General features: G+C 74.0%; 15 protein-coding genes. 5 read left to right on the top strand and 10 right to left on the bottom strand.

What is annotated here, in order from left to right:
- Genes ACZ6ZN_RS27520 through ACZ6ZN_RS27510 form a run of 3 tightly spaced genes read right to left on the bottom strand, consistent with a single transcriptional unit; the run spans position 1 to position 3,176 of the window.
- Entirely contained in the window at positions 1–936 is a 936-nt protein-coding gene (locus ACZ6ZN_RS27520) for an aminoglycoside phosphotransferase family protein (protein WP_469650364.1), read from the bottom strand.
- Positions 937–985: 49 nt separating this feature from the next.
- On the bottom strand, positions 986–1,969 hold the full coding sequence (locus ACZ6ZN_RS27515; RefSeq protein WP_451876795.1) for a zinc-binding dehydrogenase: 984 nt from the start codon (positions 1,967–1,969) through the stop codon (positions 986–988).
- 46 nt (positions 1,970–2,015) lie between these two features.
- Positions 2,016–3,176 carry an FAD-dependent oxidoreductase gene (locus ACZ6ZN_RS27510; RefSeq protein ID WP_469650363.1) on the bottom strand — a complete coding sequence of 387 codons (1,161 nt, stop codon included), beginning with the start codon at positions 3,174–3,176 and terminating at the stop codon, positions 2,016–2,018.
- 178 nt (positions 3,177–3,354) lie between these two features.
- On the opposite strand from ACZ6ZN_RS27510, the gene ACZ6ZN_RS27505 reads away from it, so the two are divergent.
- Positions 3,355–4,026 (top strand): pentapeptide repeat-containing protein, encoded by a 672-nt coding sequence (locus ACZ6ZN_RS27505; RefSeq protein ID WP_451876793.1) that lies wholly within the window; start codon positions 3,355–3,357, stop codon positions 4,024–4,026.
- 42 nt (positions 4,027–4,068) lie between these two features.
- On the opposite strand, the gene ACZ6ZN_RS27500 is transcribed toward ACZ6ZN_RS27505, so the two are convergent.
- Positions 4,069–4,569, bottom strand: coding sequence for a hypothetical protein (locus tag ACZ6ZN_RS27500; protein WP_451876792.1), 501 nt, complete (start codon positions 4,567–4,569; stop codon positions 4,069–4,071).
- Positions 4,570–4,576: 7 nt separating this feature from the next.
- Between ACZ6ZN_RS27500 and ACZ6ZN_RS27495 the strand changes: the two genes are divergently transcribed.
- Entirely contained in the window at positions 4,577–6,013 is a 1,437-nt protein-coding gene (locus ACZ6ZN_RS27495; protein ID WP_469650512.1) for a M1 family metallopeptidase, read from the top strand.
- On the opposite strand, the gene ACZ6ZN_RS27490 is transcribed toward ACZ6ZN_RS27495, so the two are convergent.
- On the bottom strand, positions 6,010–6,522 hold the full coding sequence (locus ACZ6ZN_RS27490; protein ID WP_469650360.1) for a GNAT family N-acetyltransferase: 513 nt from the start codon (positions 6,520–6,522) through the stop codon (positions 6,010–6,012). The genes ACZ6ZN_RS27495 and ACZ6ZN_RS27490 overlap by 4 nt on opposite strands.
- 175 nt (positions 6,523–6,697) lie before the next feature.
- Positions 6,698–7,273 carry a TerD family protein gene (locus ACZ6ZN_RS27485; protein ID WP_010035999.1) on the bottom strand — a complete coding sequence of 192 codons (576 nt, stop codon included), beginning with the start codon at positions 7,271–7,273 and terminating at the stop codon, positions 6,698–6,700.
- Between the two features lie 146 nt (positions 7,274–7,419).
- Between ACZ6ZN_RS27485 and arfB the strand changes: the two genes are divergently transcribed.
- Positions 7,420–7,857, top strand: coding sequence for an alternative ribosome rescue aminoacyl-tRNA hydrolase ArfB (gene arfB / locus ACZ6ZN_RS27480; protein WP_398110897.1), 438 nt, complete (start codon positions 7,420–7,422; stop codon positions 7,855–7,857).
- Between the two features lie 122 nt (positions 7,858–7,979).
- On the opposite strand, the gene ACZ6ZN_RS27475 is transcribed toward arfB, so the two are convergent.
- On the bottom strand, positions 7,980–8,567 hold the full coding sequence (locus tag ACZ6ZN_RS27475; protein WP_398110898.1) for a flavin reductase family protein: 588 nt from the start codon (positions 8,565–8,567) through the stop codon (positions 7,980–7,982).
- Between the two features lie 360 nt (positions 8,568–8,927).
- On the opposite strand from ACZ6ZN_RS27475, the gene cdgB reads away from it, so the two are divergent.
- A complete protein-coding gene (cdgB, locus tag ACZ6ZN_RS27470; protein WP_398110899.1) occupies positions 8,928–10,589 on the top strand; it encodes a diguanylate cyclase CdgB in 1,662 nt (553 codons plus the stop codon).
- 116 nt (positions 10,590–10,705) lie between these two features.
- Entirely contained in the window at positions 10,706–11,665 is a 960-nt protein-coding gene (locus ACZ6ZN_RS27465) for a carbohydrate-binding protein (RefSeq protein ID WP_469650355.1), read from the top strand.
- A 19-nt stretch (positions 11,666–11,684) separates the two neighbouring features.
- Here ACZ6ZN_RS27465 and ACZ6ZN_RS27460 read toward each other — a convergent pair whose 3' ends face one another.
- The 3 genes from ACZ6ZN_RS27460 to ACZ6ZN_RS27450 form a co-directional block, all read right to left on the bottom strand.
- A complete protein-coding gene (locus ACZ6ZN_RS27460; RefSeq protein ID WP_469650352.1) occupies positions 11,685–12,614 on the bottom strand; it encodes a 1-phosphofructokinase family hexose kinase in 930 nt (309 codons plus the stop codon).
- Between the two features lie 123 nt (positions 12,615–12,737).
- Complete coding sequence (gene nagA / locus ACZ6ZN_RS27455; RefSeq protein WP_469650350.1) at positions 12,738–13,904, bottom strand: N-acetylglucosamine-6-phosphate deacetylase; 1,167 nt, start codon at positions 13,902–13,904, stop codon at positions 12,738–12,740.
- Positions 13,904–14,845, bottom strand: a complete 942-nt coding sequence (locus ACZ6ZN_RS27450) for an ROK family protein (protein WP_469650348.1) — start codon at positions 14,843–14,845, stop codon at positions 13,904–13,906. The genes nagA and ACZ6ZN_RS27450 overlap by 1 nt, the downstream gene beginning before the upstream one ends.

Genomic DNA, 14,845 nt, shown 5'->3' with positions numbered 1-14,845 from the left:
TCAGGCCCCCTGCGTGCGCAGGCGGTGGGCGGTCTCCAGGTGGGCCGGGTCGAGGGGGCGGCCGTCCTCGATGTCCCACAGGGCGTTCTGCAGGACGCGGCCCAGGGTCCAGGCGCGGGCCCGGGCGCGGTCCAGGGACAGGACGTCCGTCAGGGCGTCGAAGCGCCAGAGGATCTCGGCGGGGTCGAAGCGGTTGTCGAGGGCGGGCCAGAGGTCGAAGCCCGGGTCGCCCGCGAGGGGCTTGGGGTCGATCGCGAGCCAGGGGGCGCGGCGGGAGGCCAGGACGTTCTCGTCGTGCAGGTCCCAGTGCAGGAGGCGGTCGCCCGGCTCGTCGGCGACCTCGCGCACCGCGGCCGCGCAGTCGGCGACGAGGCGGCGCGCCCACGGGTCGGGGACGCGGTCGAGGGCCCGGGGCGTGGCGTCGAGCATCGCGCGGGCGATGTCGCCGAGCCGGCGCAGGCCGGGCGGGGCCGGGAAGGACGTCAGGTGGGCCAGCAGTTCGGCGATGGTGAGGACGGCCCGGCGGGTGTCCGGCTCGTGGGCGAGCATCCGGGTCTCGTCGAGGCGTTCCAGCAGCAGGGTGCCGGTGGGTGCGTCGTAGTCGAGCAGCCGGACCGCCCCGGCGCCGTCCCACACGCGCAGGGCGACGGGCTCGCCCTCGCTCTCCTCGTCGAGGAGCTGGAGCTTGAGGACGGCGGGGGTGCCGTCGCCGCGGCGCACCACCGGCAGGACCAGGGCGGAGACGCCGTGCATGGGCCTGCCGCCGGGTTCCGGTTCCAGGTCCCACCGGGTGAGGAAGCGGTCCGCCAGGCCGGGCAGGGCGGCGATGAAGGCACGGCCGGACTCGCCGTTGTACTCCGCCTGTGCGGCCGCCAGTTCCCGGGGGATCTCGATCGTCACGCCCGGCACGGTAGTGGGGGTGGCGGGGCGGGGCATGCGGTTTTCCGCCCCCCGGCCGGGCAGCCCCCGCCGTTCCCGCGTCGGCTCACGGCTCCAGGACCACCTTGCCCGTCGTCCCGCGGTTCTCCAGCGCGCGGTGGGCCGTCGCCGCCTCCGCGAGGGGGAAGCGCTGGACCGCCGGGACGAGGCGGCCGTGCGCGGCCTCGGCGAGGGCGCGCAGCTCCAGGGTGCGCAGGGGGTCGGGGCCGCCCGCCCGCCCCAGCATCACCGGGCCGAGGACCTGCTCGGACACCCCGTCGACCAGGTAGGGGCCGCCGCCCAGGACGCCCTCCCCGGACCAGCCGAAGACGAGGTGCCGGCCGCCGGGCCCGAGCAGGGCGACGGCCTCGCGGGCGACGTCGCCACCGACCCCGTCGAAGACCACGGTCGCGGGGCGGCCGCCCAGGTGGGCGCGTACCTTCGCCGGCCAGGCCGCTTCCGTGTAGTCGACGGCCATGTCGGCGCCGGCCTCCCGGACGCGGGCGGTCTTCTCCGGCCCGCCCGCGAGTCCGACGACGGTCGCCCCGGCGTTCCTGGCGTACTGCACGAGCAGGGTGCCGATGCCGCCGGCCGCGGCCGGGACGACGACCACCGAGTCCGGGCCGAGTTCGGCGAACTGCACGATGCCCATCGCCGTACGCCCCGTGCCGATCATGGCGACGGCCGCCGCGAAGTCCAGGCGCTCGGGGATCTCGTGCAGGCGCTCCGCCTCGGTGACGGCGAGTTCGGCGTATCCACCGGGGACGAAGCCGAGGTGGGCGACGACCCGCTTGCCCAGCCACAGTCGGGCGACCCCCTCGCCCAGCGACTCGACGACCCCGGCGACCTCGCGGCCGGGGATCGTGGGCAGCGGCGACGGTTCGCCGGCCGGGCCGCCGCGCATGCCCTGGCGCAGGGCGGTGTCCAGCAGGTGGACCCCGGCCGCGCGGACGGCGATCCGGACCTGGCCGGGGCCGGGACTGGGGTCCTCCACCTGCTCGTAGGTGAGGTTCTCGGCGGGGCCGAAGGCGTGCAGGCGTACGGCGTGCATACGGGGCTCCTCGTGTCGTCGCGGACTGCGGCCCCAGCCTGCGACCTCAAGCTTGCTCGAGGTCAAGCTCGTGCCGGCCGAGGGCCAGGGACACCGCCGTGAGGGCGCTGTTGAAGGAGACCTCCGAGAGCACGCCGGGGGCGGCGACCTGGTCGCCGGCGAGGTAGACACCGTCGCCCCGGTCCACGGCAGGCCGGTCGCGCCAGCTGGTGCCGGGCGGGTCGACGGCGCCCGTCCGGCCGTCGGCCACCGACGTGCGCCGCCAGGTGACCCGGTCGCGCCAGCCGGGGAAGGCCAGGTCGAGCAGCTGCTCGGCGCGGGCGGTGCCGTCCGCCTTCGCCTCGTGCGGCGCGAGCGGGATCTGCCCCTGGATCAGCTGCTCCCCGGCCGGGGCGAGGCTGCGGTCCTGGGCGGTGAACCGCTCGATCCAGCCCGGGGCGTCGAGGTCGGACACGGCGAAGGCGTCGCCGCGGCGGGTGCGCACCGCCAGGTCGACCAGGGCCGTCCGGCCGCTCGGCCAGGTCAGCGAGTCGTCGCCGAGCAGGCGGCGCGCGGCGGGCAGGGAGGTGGCGACCACGACGGGGGTGCCGGTGGGGAGCGTGTCGACGCGGGAGAGGGTCTCGATGCGCACCCCCAGGTTCCAGGCGCGGGCGGCCATCCGGTCGATGACGCTCGCCCAGCCGCCGCGCGGGTAGTGCGCCTCGGGCGGCAGCCGGGTGGCGCGCCGCAGCCGCTCCTGCACGAACGCGGCGGACAGGGAGCCGGGGTCGTGGTGGAAGAGGGCGACCGCGGAGTAGTGCGCGGCGGCCCGGGCGCCCTCCTCGCCCGCGATGCCGGTCGCCCAGGTCAGGAAGTCGGCGTCGACGGGTGCCTGCCGGCCGGTGCGGCGCAGCAGCTTGAGCATCGCGAAGGGAGGGGTGCGGCGCAGCGCGCCCTGGTGCCGCAGCCGGAGCCGGGCCGCCTCCAGGGGCGGGATCGGGGCGAGGGGGCCGATGAGATCGCGCTGCCGGAGCCAGGCCCAGTGCGGGCCGCCGTTGTACAGGGCGTGCGGTCCCTCGTTGGTGCGGTACGGGCCCTCGGCGGTGCGGGCCCGGCCGCCGAGGGTGTGATGGGCCTCGTGGACGGTGACCTGGGCGCCCGCCTCGGCGGCGGTGATGGCGGCGGTCAGTCCGGCGAAGCCGCCGCCGACGACGGTGATGCGGTGCATGGCTGGGGCTCTCCCTCGGGTCGCGGTGGCCCTCCTGGCCGGGGCCTTCCTGGCCGGGGCCCCGCGGGGCGGGCCGGGCCTTCGGGAGTACGACGGGCCGGGGGTACCGGGATGTGACACGACCGGTGTCCGCGCAGGTGGGGGCGGGTTGTCAGTGCCGGGGTGCAGCATGGGGGGCATGGCGAGGAGAGCGGCGGGCGGGGTGAAGGGCGCGCGGCGGCCGGAGGTGCGGCTGCCGTCGCCGGAGCCGTTCGGGGGCGGCGGCCTGGAGCCGGACGGGGACTACGACGGGCTGGGGTTCGACGGGCTGGATCTCGGCGGGCAGGACGGGTCCGGCGCGCGGTTCATGGACTGCGCGCTGACGGGGTGCGCGCTGGACGAGACGCGGCTGCGCCACGCCCGCCTGCTGGACTCGGTGCTGAGCGGTGTGCGCGGGGTCGGCACGGACCTGGCCGAGGCGACCCTGCGGGACGTGGAGCTGACGGACGCCCGTCTGGGCGGGCCGCAGCTGCACGGGGCGGTGCTGGAGCGGGTGCTGGTCCGCGGCGGGAAGATCGACTTCGCGAATCTGCGGACGGCCCGGCTGAGGGACGTCGTCTTCGAGGGCTGCGTGCTGGTCGAGCCGGACTTCGGCGGGGCGCGTCTGGAGCGGGTGGAGTTCGTCGACTGCGTCCTGAAGGGCGCCGACCTGCACGCGGCGACCCTCGTCGACGTCGATCTGCGCAGGGCCGCGTCGGTGGAGATCAGCAGCGGCCTGGACCGTCTGTCGGGCGCGGTGATCAGCCCGGCCCAACTGCTGGACCTGGCTCCGGCCCTGGCGGCGCAGTGGGGGATCAGGGTGGAGGGCTGACGGCTCGGAGCCCGACGGCCTCGGCGACTCGCGCCGCCGGCCTCACGACACCCGGGGGAAGCGGGACTGGAGGGTCCAGATCGCCGGGTTCTCGGCCAGGTCGTCGTGGAGGTCGCTGAGGTCGGCGATCAGGTCGTGCAGGAAGTCCCGTGCCTCGCGGCGCAGTTCGCTGTGGGAGACGGTGAGCGGCGGTTCCTCCGGGCGCATCCAGTCGGCCTCGATGTCGACCCAGCCGAAGCGCCGCTCGAAGAGCATCCGGTCCGTCGACTCCGTGAAGTCCAGCTCCGCGCGCTGTGGCCGGGAGGCGCGGGAACCGGCCGGGTCCCGGTCGACGCGCTCGACGATGTCGCACAGGGCCCACGCGAAGTCGAGCACCGGCACCCACCCCCAGGACGTGGAGACCTCGTGGTCGGTCCTGGTGTCCGCCAGGTAGACGTCACCGCAGAACAGGTCGTGGCGCAGCGCACGGACGTCCGCGCGGCGGTAGTCGGTCTGCGGCGGGTCGGGGAAGCGGTTGGAGAGGGCGTAGCCGATGTCGAGCACGCAGGTGATGGTGTCACGCCGCCATAGGATCGCGATCGTGGCCCGTTCTGCACGTGGTGTCCCCGTCCTGCTCGCCTGCGTCCTCGCCCTCACCGGATGCGGCGGTGGGGTGCACGGCACCCCGGGCGGCTCCGGCGTGCGCGACCCGTACTTCCCGAAGGCGGGCAACGGCGGGTACGACGTGCGCCACTACGGCCTGCGCCTCGCCTACGAGCCGGACGCGCACCGCCTGACCGGCACGGCCACCCTCACCGCCCGCGCGGACGAGGACCTCTCCGCCTTCAACCTGGACCTGCTCGGTCTGGAGGTCGGCGAGGTCACCGTGGGCGGCCGCCTGGCCCGCTTCAACCGCGCGGGCCAGGAACTCACCGTCAGGCCGCGCGACGACATCCGCCGGGGCGCGACCTTCCGCGTCACCGTCCGCTACTCGGGGGTCCCGCAGACCGTCACCGACCCGGACGGCTCGCAGGAGGGCTGGCTGCGCACCGCGGACGGGGTGCTCGCCCTGGGGGAGCCGACGGGGTCGATGGCCTGGTTCCCCGGCAACCACCATCCCTCCGACAAGGCCGCCTACGACCTGACCGTGACCGTGCCGGAGGGCCTGCGGGCCGTGTCCAACGGGGAGTTGCGCGGCGAACGCACCGCCGGCGGCCGCACGACGACGGAGTGGCACATGGGGCGGCCGATGGCGAGCTACCTGGCCACGCTGGCGATCGGCCGTTTCGAGGTCGACCGCTCCCGCACCCCGGCCGGCCTGCCCGTGTACACGGCCGTGGACCCGGCGGAGGCGGAGGCGAGCCGGCCGGTGCTGCGGCGGCTCCCGGAGGTGCTGGCCTGGGCGGAGCGGCGGTTCGGGCCGTACCCCTTCTCCTCGACGGGTGCGATCGTCGACCGGGCGCCCGAGCTCGGCTACGCCCTGGAGACGCAGACCCGGCCGGTCTTCCCCGGCGCCCCCGACCTGACGCTCCTCGTCCACGAGCTGGCCCACCAGTGGTACGGCGACTCCGTCTCGCCGGAGAGCTGGCGGGACATGTGGCTCAACGAGGGGTTCGCGACGTACGCGGAGTGGCTGTGGGAGGAGGAGCACGGCGGGAGGAGTGCGCAGCAGACGTTCGACGCGCTGTACTCCGGCAGCTACTTCACCACCGAGGAGGAGGCCGAGGAGGTGTGGGCCTTTCCGCCGGCCGAGCCGCCGGACGCCGCGCGGATCTCCGACCCGGCGGTGTACTGGCGGGGCGCGATGGTGCTCCAGCAGGTCCGCCGGACCGTCGGCGACGCGGCCTTCGGGCGGATCCTGCGCGGCTGGGCCGCCGCGTACCGCTACGGGAACGCCGGCACGGCCGACTTCACCGCCTACGTCGAGCGGCAGGCGCCCGGGAAGGACCTCGACCCCGTCTGGCGGGACTGGCTGTACGGCGAGGGGAAGCCGGACGGCACCCCCTAGGGAGTGCTGAGGACCTTGCGCAGGACGGTGCAGGGGCGGCCCAGCTGCCGGTCCTCGCGGTGGCCGATCGTCCCGTAGCCGAGGGAGGTCCAGAAGGTCAGGGCCCCGGCGTTGCCGGTGAGGACGGCGAGGCGTACGGCGGTGCGGCCCGCCGCGCGGAAGCGGTCCTCGACGAGGGACGCCAGGCGGCGGCCGTGCCCCTGGCCGTGCAGGGCGGCGTCCACCATCAGCAGACCGATCCACGGGTCGGGGTCGGCCGGGTCGGGGTGGTGGGCGAGGGTGACGGCGATGCCGACGAGGCGGCCGGCGCCGCGGGCGAGCAGGACCTCCGTGCCGGGCTGTTCCCACTCGGCGGCCAGCGCGGCCGCGACCTGCTCGGGGCGGATGTCGTGGGGGTCGGGGAAGTCGCCGCTGAGGGTGTGGAACGCGGTGTTGGAGGCGTAGAGGGCGGTCAGCTCCGCGAGGAGGGAACCGCTCGGGGGAACCGGGGGGAGGGGGGCGAGGATCACCCGGGGAACGTATCCCGCGCAGGGGAGGGCTTCGCGTGGCCGTAGGGGCTCGGGTGTTTCGTCCCTGCGGGGGGACGGTGGCTTGTCGCGCAGTTCCCCGCGCCCTTGGGGGAAAGCCCCCCGGGCCGGTTGTCGTCGGCCCGGGGGAACTCCGCTCACCGGGTTCGGGCGTCCGTCAGACGTTCACGCCGAAGTCCTGGGCGATGCCGACCAGGCCCGAGGCGTAGCCCTGGCCGACGGCGCGGAACTTCCACTCCGCGCCGTTGCGGTACAGCTCGCCGAAGACCATGGCGGTCTCCGTCGCCGCGTCCTCCGACAGGTCGTAGCGCGCGATCTCGGCGCCGCCGGCCTGGTTGACGATGCGGATGTAGGCGTTGCGCACCTGACCGAAGTTCTGGCTGCGGTTCTCGGCGTCGTAGATCGAGACCGGGAAGACGATCTTGTCGATGTCGGCCGGGAGGGCGGCGAGGTTGACGTTGATCGCCTCGTCGTCGCCGGCGCCCTCGCCGGTGCGGTTGTCACCGGTGTGGACGATCGAGTTGTCCGGCGTCTGCTTGTTGTTGAAGAAGACGAAGTGGGCGTCCGAGTAGACCTTGCCCTGCGTGTTGACCGCGATCGCGGAGGCGTCGAGGTCGAAGTCCGTGCCGGTGGTGGTGCGGACGTCCCAGCCGAGGCCCACGGTGACGGCGGTCAGGCCCGGAGCCTCCTTGGTGAGCGAGACGTTGCCACCCTTGGACAGGCTTACAGCCATTGTTGGGAGTCCCTTCCCTCGTGTACGTACGGCAAAGAAGCTACAGCTACCCCCATGAACGCGGAGAGGGGTACGCGAGGTTCCAGGTCCTTTACTTTCTTTACCCGGGATTATTCGGGTGACGTGGACGGGACAGGAGCGGGAACATGGACGGCATGTCCGGTCCCCATGTCATCCGCGGCTCCGTCTCCCTGCCCGAGGCCGAGCTCATGTGGCGTTTCTCGCGCTCGTCGGGGCCGGGCGGACAGCACGTCAACACCAGCGACTCCAAGGTCGAGCTGAGTTTCGACCTGGCGCGCACCGAGGCCCTGCCGGAGGTGTGGAAGCGGCGGGCCCTGGAGCGGCTGGCCGGCCGCCTGGTCGACGGTGTCGTCACCGTCCGGGCCTCCGAGCACCGCTCGCAGTGGCGCAACCGCGAGGCCGCCGCCGTGCGCCTGGCCGCGCTGCTGGCCGAGGCCAGCGCACCGCCGCCCAAGCCCCGCAGGCCGACCCGCGTCCCGCGCGGCATCAACGAACGACGGCTGCGCGAGAAGAAGCAGCGCTCCGACACCAAGCGCGGCCGCTCCGGGCAGAACTGGGGCTAGCGGGGCCACGCCGCGTCAGGCCGGGTCCGGCCCGCCCGCGCTCCGGCCGCCGCCGGGGTTCCTGCACGCGCCCCGGGGCGGGTGGTCCGGTCGCGGGGAGACGATCGGTCGCGGGGAGCCGGTCATCGGTCCAACTGCCGGTACCGGCCGCGGAAGTACGCCAGGGGGCCGCCGTCCGCGCTCGGGGTCCGGGCCGTCAGGACGCGGCCGATGACCAGGGTGTGGTCACCGGCCGGCACGCGCTGCTCGGTGCGGCACTCCAGGACCGCCAGGGCACCGCCCACCAGCGGCGACCCGGTGTACTCGCCGCGGGTGTACGGGATGTCGGCGAACAGCAGGCGGTCGCTGACCCGGCCCTTCATCGCGAACCGGCCCGCGATGTGCCGCTGGCTCTCGGAGAGGACCGACACCGCCCACAGGTCCTGCTCCTCCAGCAGCTCGTCCATGCGGGAGCCCTCGCGCAGGCTCACCAGCACCAGGGGCGGGTCGAGGGACACCGACATGAAGGCCGTGGCGGTCATGCCCACGTCCTCGCCGCCCGGGGCCGTGGGGTCGTCCGGGTCCAGCGGCGGCTCCTGGGCGGTCACCAGGACCACGCCGGAGGCCAGCCGGGACATGGCGGCGCGGAACTCGTCGTTGCTCACCCCCTCAGGATGCCCGGAGGCGGGCGGCGGCATGATCGGGGACGGGGCGGCGGGAGTGTTCGGCACATCCGGAACGCTAATCGCCGCCCTCGGCGCCGCGCATCGGGCTCCCGCCCGATCACGGTCCTAGGACTCCCGGCGGACGTCACGGACGGTGGGCAACCCCATCTGCGCAACGGCCTCATGAATAGATGTGTGCAACGAGATGAACTTTGTGCTCGGTAGACGCACGTGAAAAACGCAGAAACTCCACTCAATTGTTCAGGTTTGCCTGTGACTTGAGTCACAAGGGGCAGGAATTGTTGACCCTGTGTACCGAGTGGGCAGCGCGCTGTGATTCAGTGGCGAAGGAAGCTGCCAGGACCGTACGCCGATGAAGACCCTTGATTCTTGATTTGCTGCGAGGTACTCGGGGGGAGGGCGAGCATGGAGACCGAGTCGGAGCCGTATGTCCGTCTTGCGTCCCTGCGGCAACTGCACCAGGTCATGGCCGACATGAACACGGCCCGCAGCCTGGCGGACACCCTGCAGACCGTCGCGGAAGGCGTCGTCGCCGCCCTCGGGTACGAGCTGGCGTGCGTGAACCTCGTCCGGCCCGACGGCGACCTCGTCGTCGCCGCCTTCGCCGGGAACCCGGCCGCCGAGGCGCTCATCACCGGCCGCGTCGGCTCGCGCGACTCCTGGGACCGCCGCCTCGGCATGGGCGAGCACTGGGGCGACCTGGTGTTCATACCCCACACCGAGGGCTGGGTCCTCGACGACGACGACGTCCCCCAGTGGTACACCGACGGCCCCGCCCCCCGATTCGAGGACGAGTGGCACCCGGCCGACCGCCTCTTCGCTCCGATGTACGCGCCCGGCCCGCAGGGCAACGCGGCCTGCGGCGAGCTGATCGGGGTCCTGTCCGTGGACCGCCCGCGCAACGGCCGCCGGCCCGGTGCCTGGGGCCGCGAGGCGCTCCAGATGTACGCCTTCCAGGCCGCCATCGCCATCAGCAACGCGCGTCTGCGTGCCAACATGCAGCGCGCCCTGGTCCGCCTGGAGCGCGAGCAGCAGGCCCTGCGGGCGAGCGAGGAGAGCTTCCGGCAGGCCTTCGAGTACGCCCCGTCCGGCATGGCCATCGCCGAGATGGGCGGCGACCAGCACGGCCGGATCCTGCGCACCAACGACGCGCTGTGCCGGCTGCTGGGCCGCCCCGCCTCCGCGATGCGCCGCTACTCCTTCTCCGACCTGGTCCACCCCGAGGACATCGGCACCCTGCTGCGGACCTCCGCGGAGGGCGGTCGCGCCGAGCTCCGCCTCGGCCGCCGGGACGGCACGTACGTCTGGGTCAGCCTGCGCAACAGCGTCGTCGCGGACGCCGCCGACGGGCCGCGCTTCCTGCTCACCCACGTCGAGGACATAGAGGAGCGCAAGCGCCGCGAGCTCCAGCTCGCCCACCGCGCCTCGCACGACTCCCTCACCGGCCTGCCGAACTCCGCCGAGCTGCGCTCCCGGCTGTCGGCCCGCCTGTGCCGGCGCGCCACGCCCCCGTACGCCGCCGTCGCCGAGTCCCACGACGCCGCCTACGGCCACCCCGCGTTCGACGCGGTCGGCACCGGCTTCGACTTCCCGGCGGGGGGCGAGCCGTACGACGCGTTCGACCACCACGTGCACACCGTCGCGCCGGACGGGGACCATGACGACGGCACCAAGGGGCTCGCCGTCCTCTTCTGCGACCTGGACGGCTTCAAGTCGATCAACGACCGGTTCGGGCACAACGCGGGCGACGCGGTGCTCATCGAGGTCGCGCGGAGATTGAGCAACGGCGTGCGCGACGGCGACACCGTCGCCCGGCTCGGAGGTGACGAATTCGTCATCCTCGCCGACGGGCTCGGCCGCGCCGACGCGCAGGACCTCGCGGTCCGGCTGCGCAACGAGATCATCCAGCCCATCCGCGCCGAGGGGCGGGCCGTCCGCGTGGGCGCCAGTTTCGGCATCGGATGGGCACACTGTGGAATGACGGCGGACGAAGTGTTGAAATCCGCTGACGAGCGGATGTACGTCGAGAAACGATCTCGTCCCAAACAACACAGACGCGCGGGGTGATCCCAGGTCAGCGAGTCGGTGCGGTCTGAGTCACCCGTTCGGGTCCCTGGGAGCGGGTAGGCTCGCTGTCTTACGACCGGAACGTACGCACCGCTTTTGACTGAGGAGACCAAGGGATGACGCCCGGCAACAACGGCGCGAGCACGCCCGAGGACGACGACCCGTTCGGCTACCTCTACGCCGACGGGCAGGCCAACGGAGCCCAGCCGCCGTCCGGGGGCTACGGCTACCCGAACTCGGTCAACCGGGTGCGGACGGTCGGCACCCGCCCCTACGGCCAGCAGCAGGCGCCGGCCCAGGCGCCCTACGGGCAGCCCCCGCAGCAGCAGGGCGCCTACGGCCAGCCGAACGCGCACTACGCCGCGCCGGAGACGCTGCCCGGAGGTGCTCCCACCGCCCAGACGGCGCTGCACTCGGGCGGGCACGGGGGGCACGGCGGCCGGGGTGGCCGCGGGCCCAACACCAAGGGGCTGCTGATCGGCGCGATCGCGGTGGTCGCCGCGGTCGTCATCGGCATCGGCGTGGCCATGCTCGGCGGCGACGACGACAAGGGCGACGAGGGCAGCCAGGCCGACCCGGCGCCGACGCAGACGGAGGACTCCAAGCCGAGCCCGTCCGCGAGCAAGGGCGACGACGGCGAGGCGGAACTCCCGACGATCGACGCGAAGGCCCTGCGGCTCGGCGGCGGCGCGACCCTCGCCCAGGACGTCAAGGGCGCCCAGTCGGACGGCGGGATCTACGTCTCCAACCTCAACCAGCCCGGTTCCTCGGTGACCTGGACCGTCGACGGCATCCCGGAGGACGGCGCGTACACCGTCTTCGTCCGTTACAGCACGGTGGACGAGGACCAGAAGATGACGCTCACCGTCAACGGCAAGCCGTTCGGCACCAAGCTGAACATGGGCAACTTCACCCATGTCAAGGACGGCGACTTCGCCAAGGGCTGGACCAAGACCTACGCCTATCCGACCCTCAGCAAGGGCACCAACACGATCACGGTCTCCTGCGGAGACGGCGACAAGTGCAACGTCCTGCTGGACCAGCTGTGGCTGAAGGCGGGCCAGGTCAAGGACTAGCCGCGGCCCCGCACCCGGATCACGCCGCGCTGGCCTCCGGTGTCACCGAGACGGTGGTCAGCAGGGTCTCGTAGGTCCGGGGGTCGTACTCGCCGGCCACCGGTGAGGTGACCGCTGCCGCCGCCAGGGCCGCGGCCCGGGTCAGGCGGTCCGGCCAGGGGAGGCCCTCCAGCAGGCCCGACAGCAGGCCCGCCACCACCGCGTCGCCCGCGCCCGTCGGGTTGCCGCGGATCGCGGACGGCGGTGTGGCGCGCCAGCGGCCCTCCGGGGTGACCGCGAGCAGGCCCGCCGGGCCGAGGGAGGCGACCACCGCGCCCGCGCCCCGGCGCCGGGCGTCCTGCGTGGCGCGCAACGGCTCGTGGGAGCCGGTCAGTTCGGCCAGTTCGTCGGCGTTCGGCTTGATGATGTCGGGGCGGGCCGCCACCCCCCGCCGCAGCGGTTCACCACTGGTGTCGAGCAGGGCCGGCACCCCGGCGGCCCGGGCCGTGCGGACCAGGCCCGCGTACGCGCCCACCGGCACACCCGGCGGCAGGCTGCCGCACAGCGCCACCGCCGAGGCGCCGGGCAGCAGGCCGGCGTAGGCCTCCTGGAAGGCCGACCACTCGGCGGGCAGGACGTGCGGGCCCGGCTCGTTCAGCTGGGTGGTGTCGCCGGCGCGCTCGTCGACCACGGCGATGGTGCGGCGGGTGGCGCCGGAGACGGGGACCAGCGCGTCCACCACCCCCGGCACTGCCGCGAGCCCCTCCCGGACCACGCGGCCGGTCGGGCCGCCGGTGAAGCCGGTCACCGTGACCTCGTGGCCGAGGGCCGCGAGGACCCGGGCCACGTTGAGGCCCTTGCCGCCGGGGCGTTCGGTCACGTCGGTGACGCGGTGGGAGGTGTGCGGCCGGAGGGACCGCACGCGATAGGTGATGTCGAGAGCGGTGTTCAGCGTGACTGTGAGGATCACCTCGGCCGACCTCCCCCGGGAAACGCGCTTGTCGCCGTGGACCTGGTGAAGCCTGATCATGCCAAAGAGACGGCGGCCGGCCCAGTCCCGGACTCGGCCACCGTCTTCCGACTGCGGGACGGATCAGCCCAGTTGGGGACCGACCACCCATTCACCCCGGCGCATCACGCCCTTGAGGTCGAAGGCGGAGTCCAGGACCAGCAGGTCGGCGGACTTGCCGGGCTCCAGGGAGCCGATCGTGTCGTCCATGCCGAGCAGCCGGGCCGGGGTGGCGGACAGCGCCGTCACCGCGTCATCGACGGACAGCCCGTCGACCGTGACGGCCCGCTTGAAGGCGCGGTCCTGGGTGAGGGTGGAACCGGCGATCGTGCCGTCCTCCACCAGGCGGGCCACGCCGTCGGCGACCTCCACCTCCAGCGGGCCGAGCCAGTAGCGGCCGTCGCCGAAACCGGCCGCGTCCATCGCGTCGGTGATGAACGCGACCCGCCGGGCGCCCGCGTGATGGAACGCCAACTGGAGGGCTGCGGGGTGGAGATGCGTGCCGTCGTTGATCAGCTCGACGGTGATCCGCTCGTCCTCCAGCAGGGCGGTGATCGGGCCGGGGGCGCGATGGCCGAGCGGGGGCATGGCGTTGAACAGGTGTGTGGCGACCGTGGCGCCGGCGTCGATGGCCTCGACGGTCTGCTCGTAGGAGGCGTCCGTGTGGCCGATCGCCGCGATGACGCCGTGCTCGGCCAGGAGGCGCACGGAGTCCAGGCCGCCGGGCAGTTCGGTGGCGAGGGTGACCATCCTGGCCCGGCCCCGGGCCGCGTCGATCAGCTTGCGGACCTCCGCCGGGTCCGGGTCGCGCAGCAACTCCTCGGAGTGGGCGCCCTTGCGGCAGGGGGAGATGAACGGGCCCTCGAAGTGGAGGCCGGCGATCTCGCCCTGCTCGGCGAGCTCGCTCAGCAGGCCCGCGCGCCGGGTGAGGAAGTCCATGTCGCCGGTGACGGTGGAGGCGACCAGGGTGGTCGTGCCGTGCAGGCGGTGGGTGTGGATGCCCTTGAGGATGTCGTCGACCGAGCCGGAGGTGAAGGAGGCTCCGCCACCGCCGTGGTTGTGGATGTCGACGAAGCCGGGGATGACGTAGTGGCCGGTCACGTCGATGACCTGGGCGTTCTCCGGCGGGGTGGCGGCGATGTGGGTGCCGTCGACGGTCAGCCGGCCGTTCTCGACGGTTCCCGTGGGCAGGACCACGGTCGCGCCGGTGAGGACCGTGGGGCGTCCGGCCGGGGCGGGGGCAAGGGCCATCAGGGAGTTACCTCCATGCGGTCGGTTCGGTCGAGGAGATCCCAGGCCAGGAGCCCGGCGCCCAGGCATCCGGCGGCGTCGCCCAGGGCCGCCGGGACGATCGACGGCTCCTTCTGGAAGGTGATGCGGCTGCGGATCGCCTCACGCAGGGGCGTGAAGAGGGTGTCCCCGGCCTCCGCCAGGCCGCCGCCGACGATCAGGACGCGCGGGTCCAGCAGGGTCAGGGCCGTGACCAGTCCGTCGGCCAGGGCGTCCACGGCCTCCTGCCACACCGCGCACGCCCTGGGGTCGCCCGCGTCCACCGCCTTGGCGCAGTCCGCCGCGTCCGCGCCCGGGGTGCCGGAGGCCGCTGCCCAGGTCTCGCTGACGGCCGCCGCCGAGGCGAACCGCTCCAGGCAGCCGCGCTGCCCGCACGGGCAGGGGGCGCCGCCGGGGCGGACGACGACGTGGCCGATCTCGCCCGCGAAGCCGTGCGCACCCGCCTCGACCCGGCCGTCGACGCCGATGGCGCCCGCGATGCCGGTGCCGAGCGCCACGAAAAGGAACCGGTCCGCGCCCCGGCCCGCCCCGACCCGGCCCTCGGCGAGGCCGCCGGTGCGCACGTCGTGGCCGAGGGCGACGGGGACGCCCAGCCGCTCGGTGAGCAGGTCGCGCAGCGGGACGTCGCGCCAGCCGAGGTTCGCCGCGTAGGCGGCGACACCCCGGGCCTCGTCGACGATGCCGGGGACGGCCACGCCGGCGGCGGAGGCGGGCGTGCCGAACCGCTCGGTGCCGTACGCGTGCAGCTCGGCGGCGAAGTCGACGATGGCCGCGACGACCGCGTCCGGGCCGTGCGCGCGGCCGGTCGCCCGGCGGGCCCGGTGCAGTACCTCGCCCCCGGGTCCGGCCAGGGCGGCCTTCATCCCGGTGCCGCCCACGTCGAGGGCGATGACATGTCTCAC

The organism is Streptomyces sp. NPDC053665, assembly GCF_055585285.1.
This window is presented reverse-complemented; position numbering and strand designations above follow the sequence as displayed.

Excerpts from the sequence above, each read along its gene's own strand:
- ACZ6ZN_RS27520 (WP_469650364.1), bottom strand. The coding sequence starts at position 936 with ATGCCCCGCCCCGCCACCCCCACTACCGTGCCGGGCGTGACGATCGAG.
- ACZ6ZN_RS27515 (WP_451876795.1), bottom strand. The coding sequence starts at position 1,969 with ATGCACGCCGTACGCCTGCACGCCTTCGGCCCCGCCGAGAACCTCACC.
- ACZ6ZN_RS27510 (WP_469650363.1), bottom strand. The coding sequence starts at position 3,176 with ATGCACCGCATCACCGTCGTCGGCGGCGGCTTCGCCGGACTGACCGCC.
- ACZ6ZN_RS27505 (WP_451876793.1), top strand. The coding sequence starts at position 3,355 with ATGGCGAGGAGAGCGGCGGGCGGGGTGAAGGGCGCGCGGCGGCCGGAG.
- ACZ6ZN_RS27495 (WP_469650512.1), top strand. The coding sequence starts at position 4,577 with ATGGTGTCACGCCGCCATAGGATCGCGATCGTGGCCCGTTCTGCACGT.
- ACZ6ZN_RS27485 (WP_010035999.1), bottom strand. The coding sequence starts at position 7,273 with ATGGCTGTAAGCCTGTCCAAGGGTGGCAACGTCTCGCTCACCAAGGAG.
- arfB (WP_398110897.1), top strand. The coding sequence starts at position 7,420 with ATGGACGGCATGTCCGGTCCCCATGTCATCCGCGGCTCCGTCTCCCTG.
- cdgB (WP_398110899.1), top strand. The coding sequence starts at position 8,928 with ATGGAGACCGAGTCGGAGCCGTATGTCCGTCTTGCGTCCCTGCGGCAA.
- ACZ6ZN_RS27465 (WP_469650355.1), top strand. The coding sequence starts at position 10,706 with ATGACGCCCGGCAACAACGGCGCGAGCACGCCCGAGGACGACGACCCG.
- nagA (WP_469650350.1), bottom strand. The coding sequence starts at position 13,904 with ATGGCCCTTGCCCCCGCCCCGGCCGGACGCCCCACGGTCCTCACCGGC.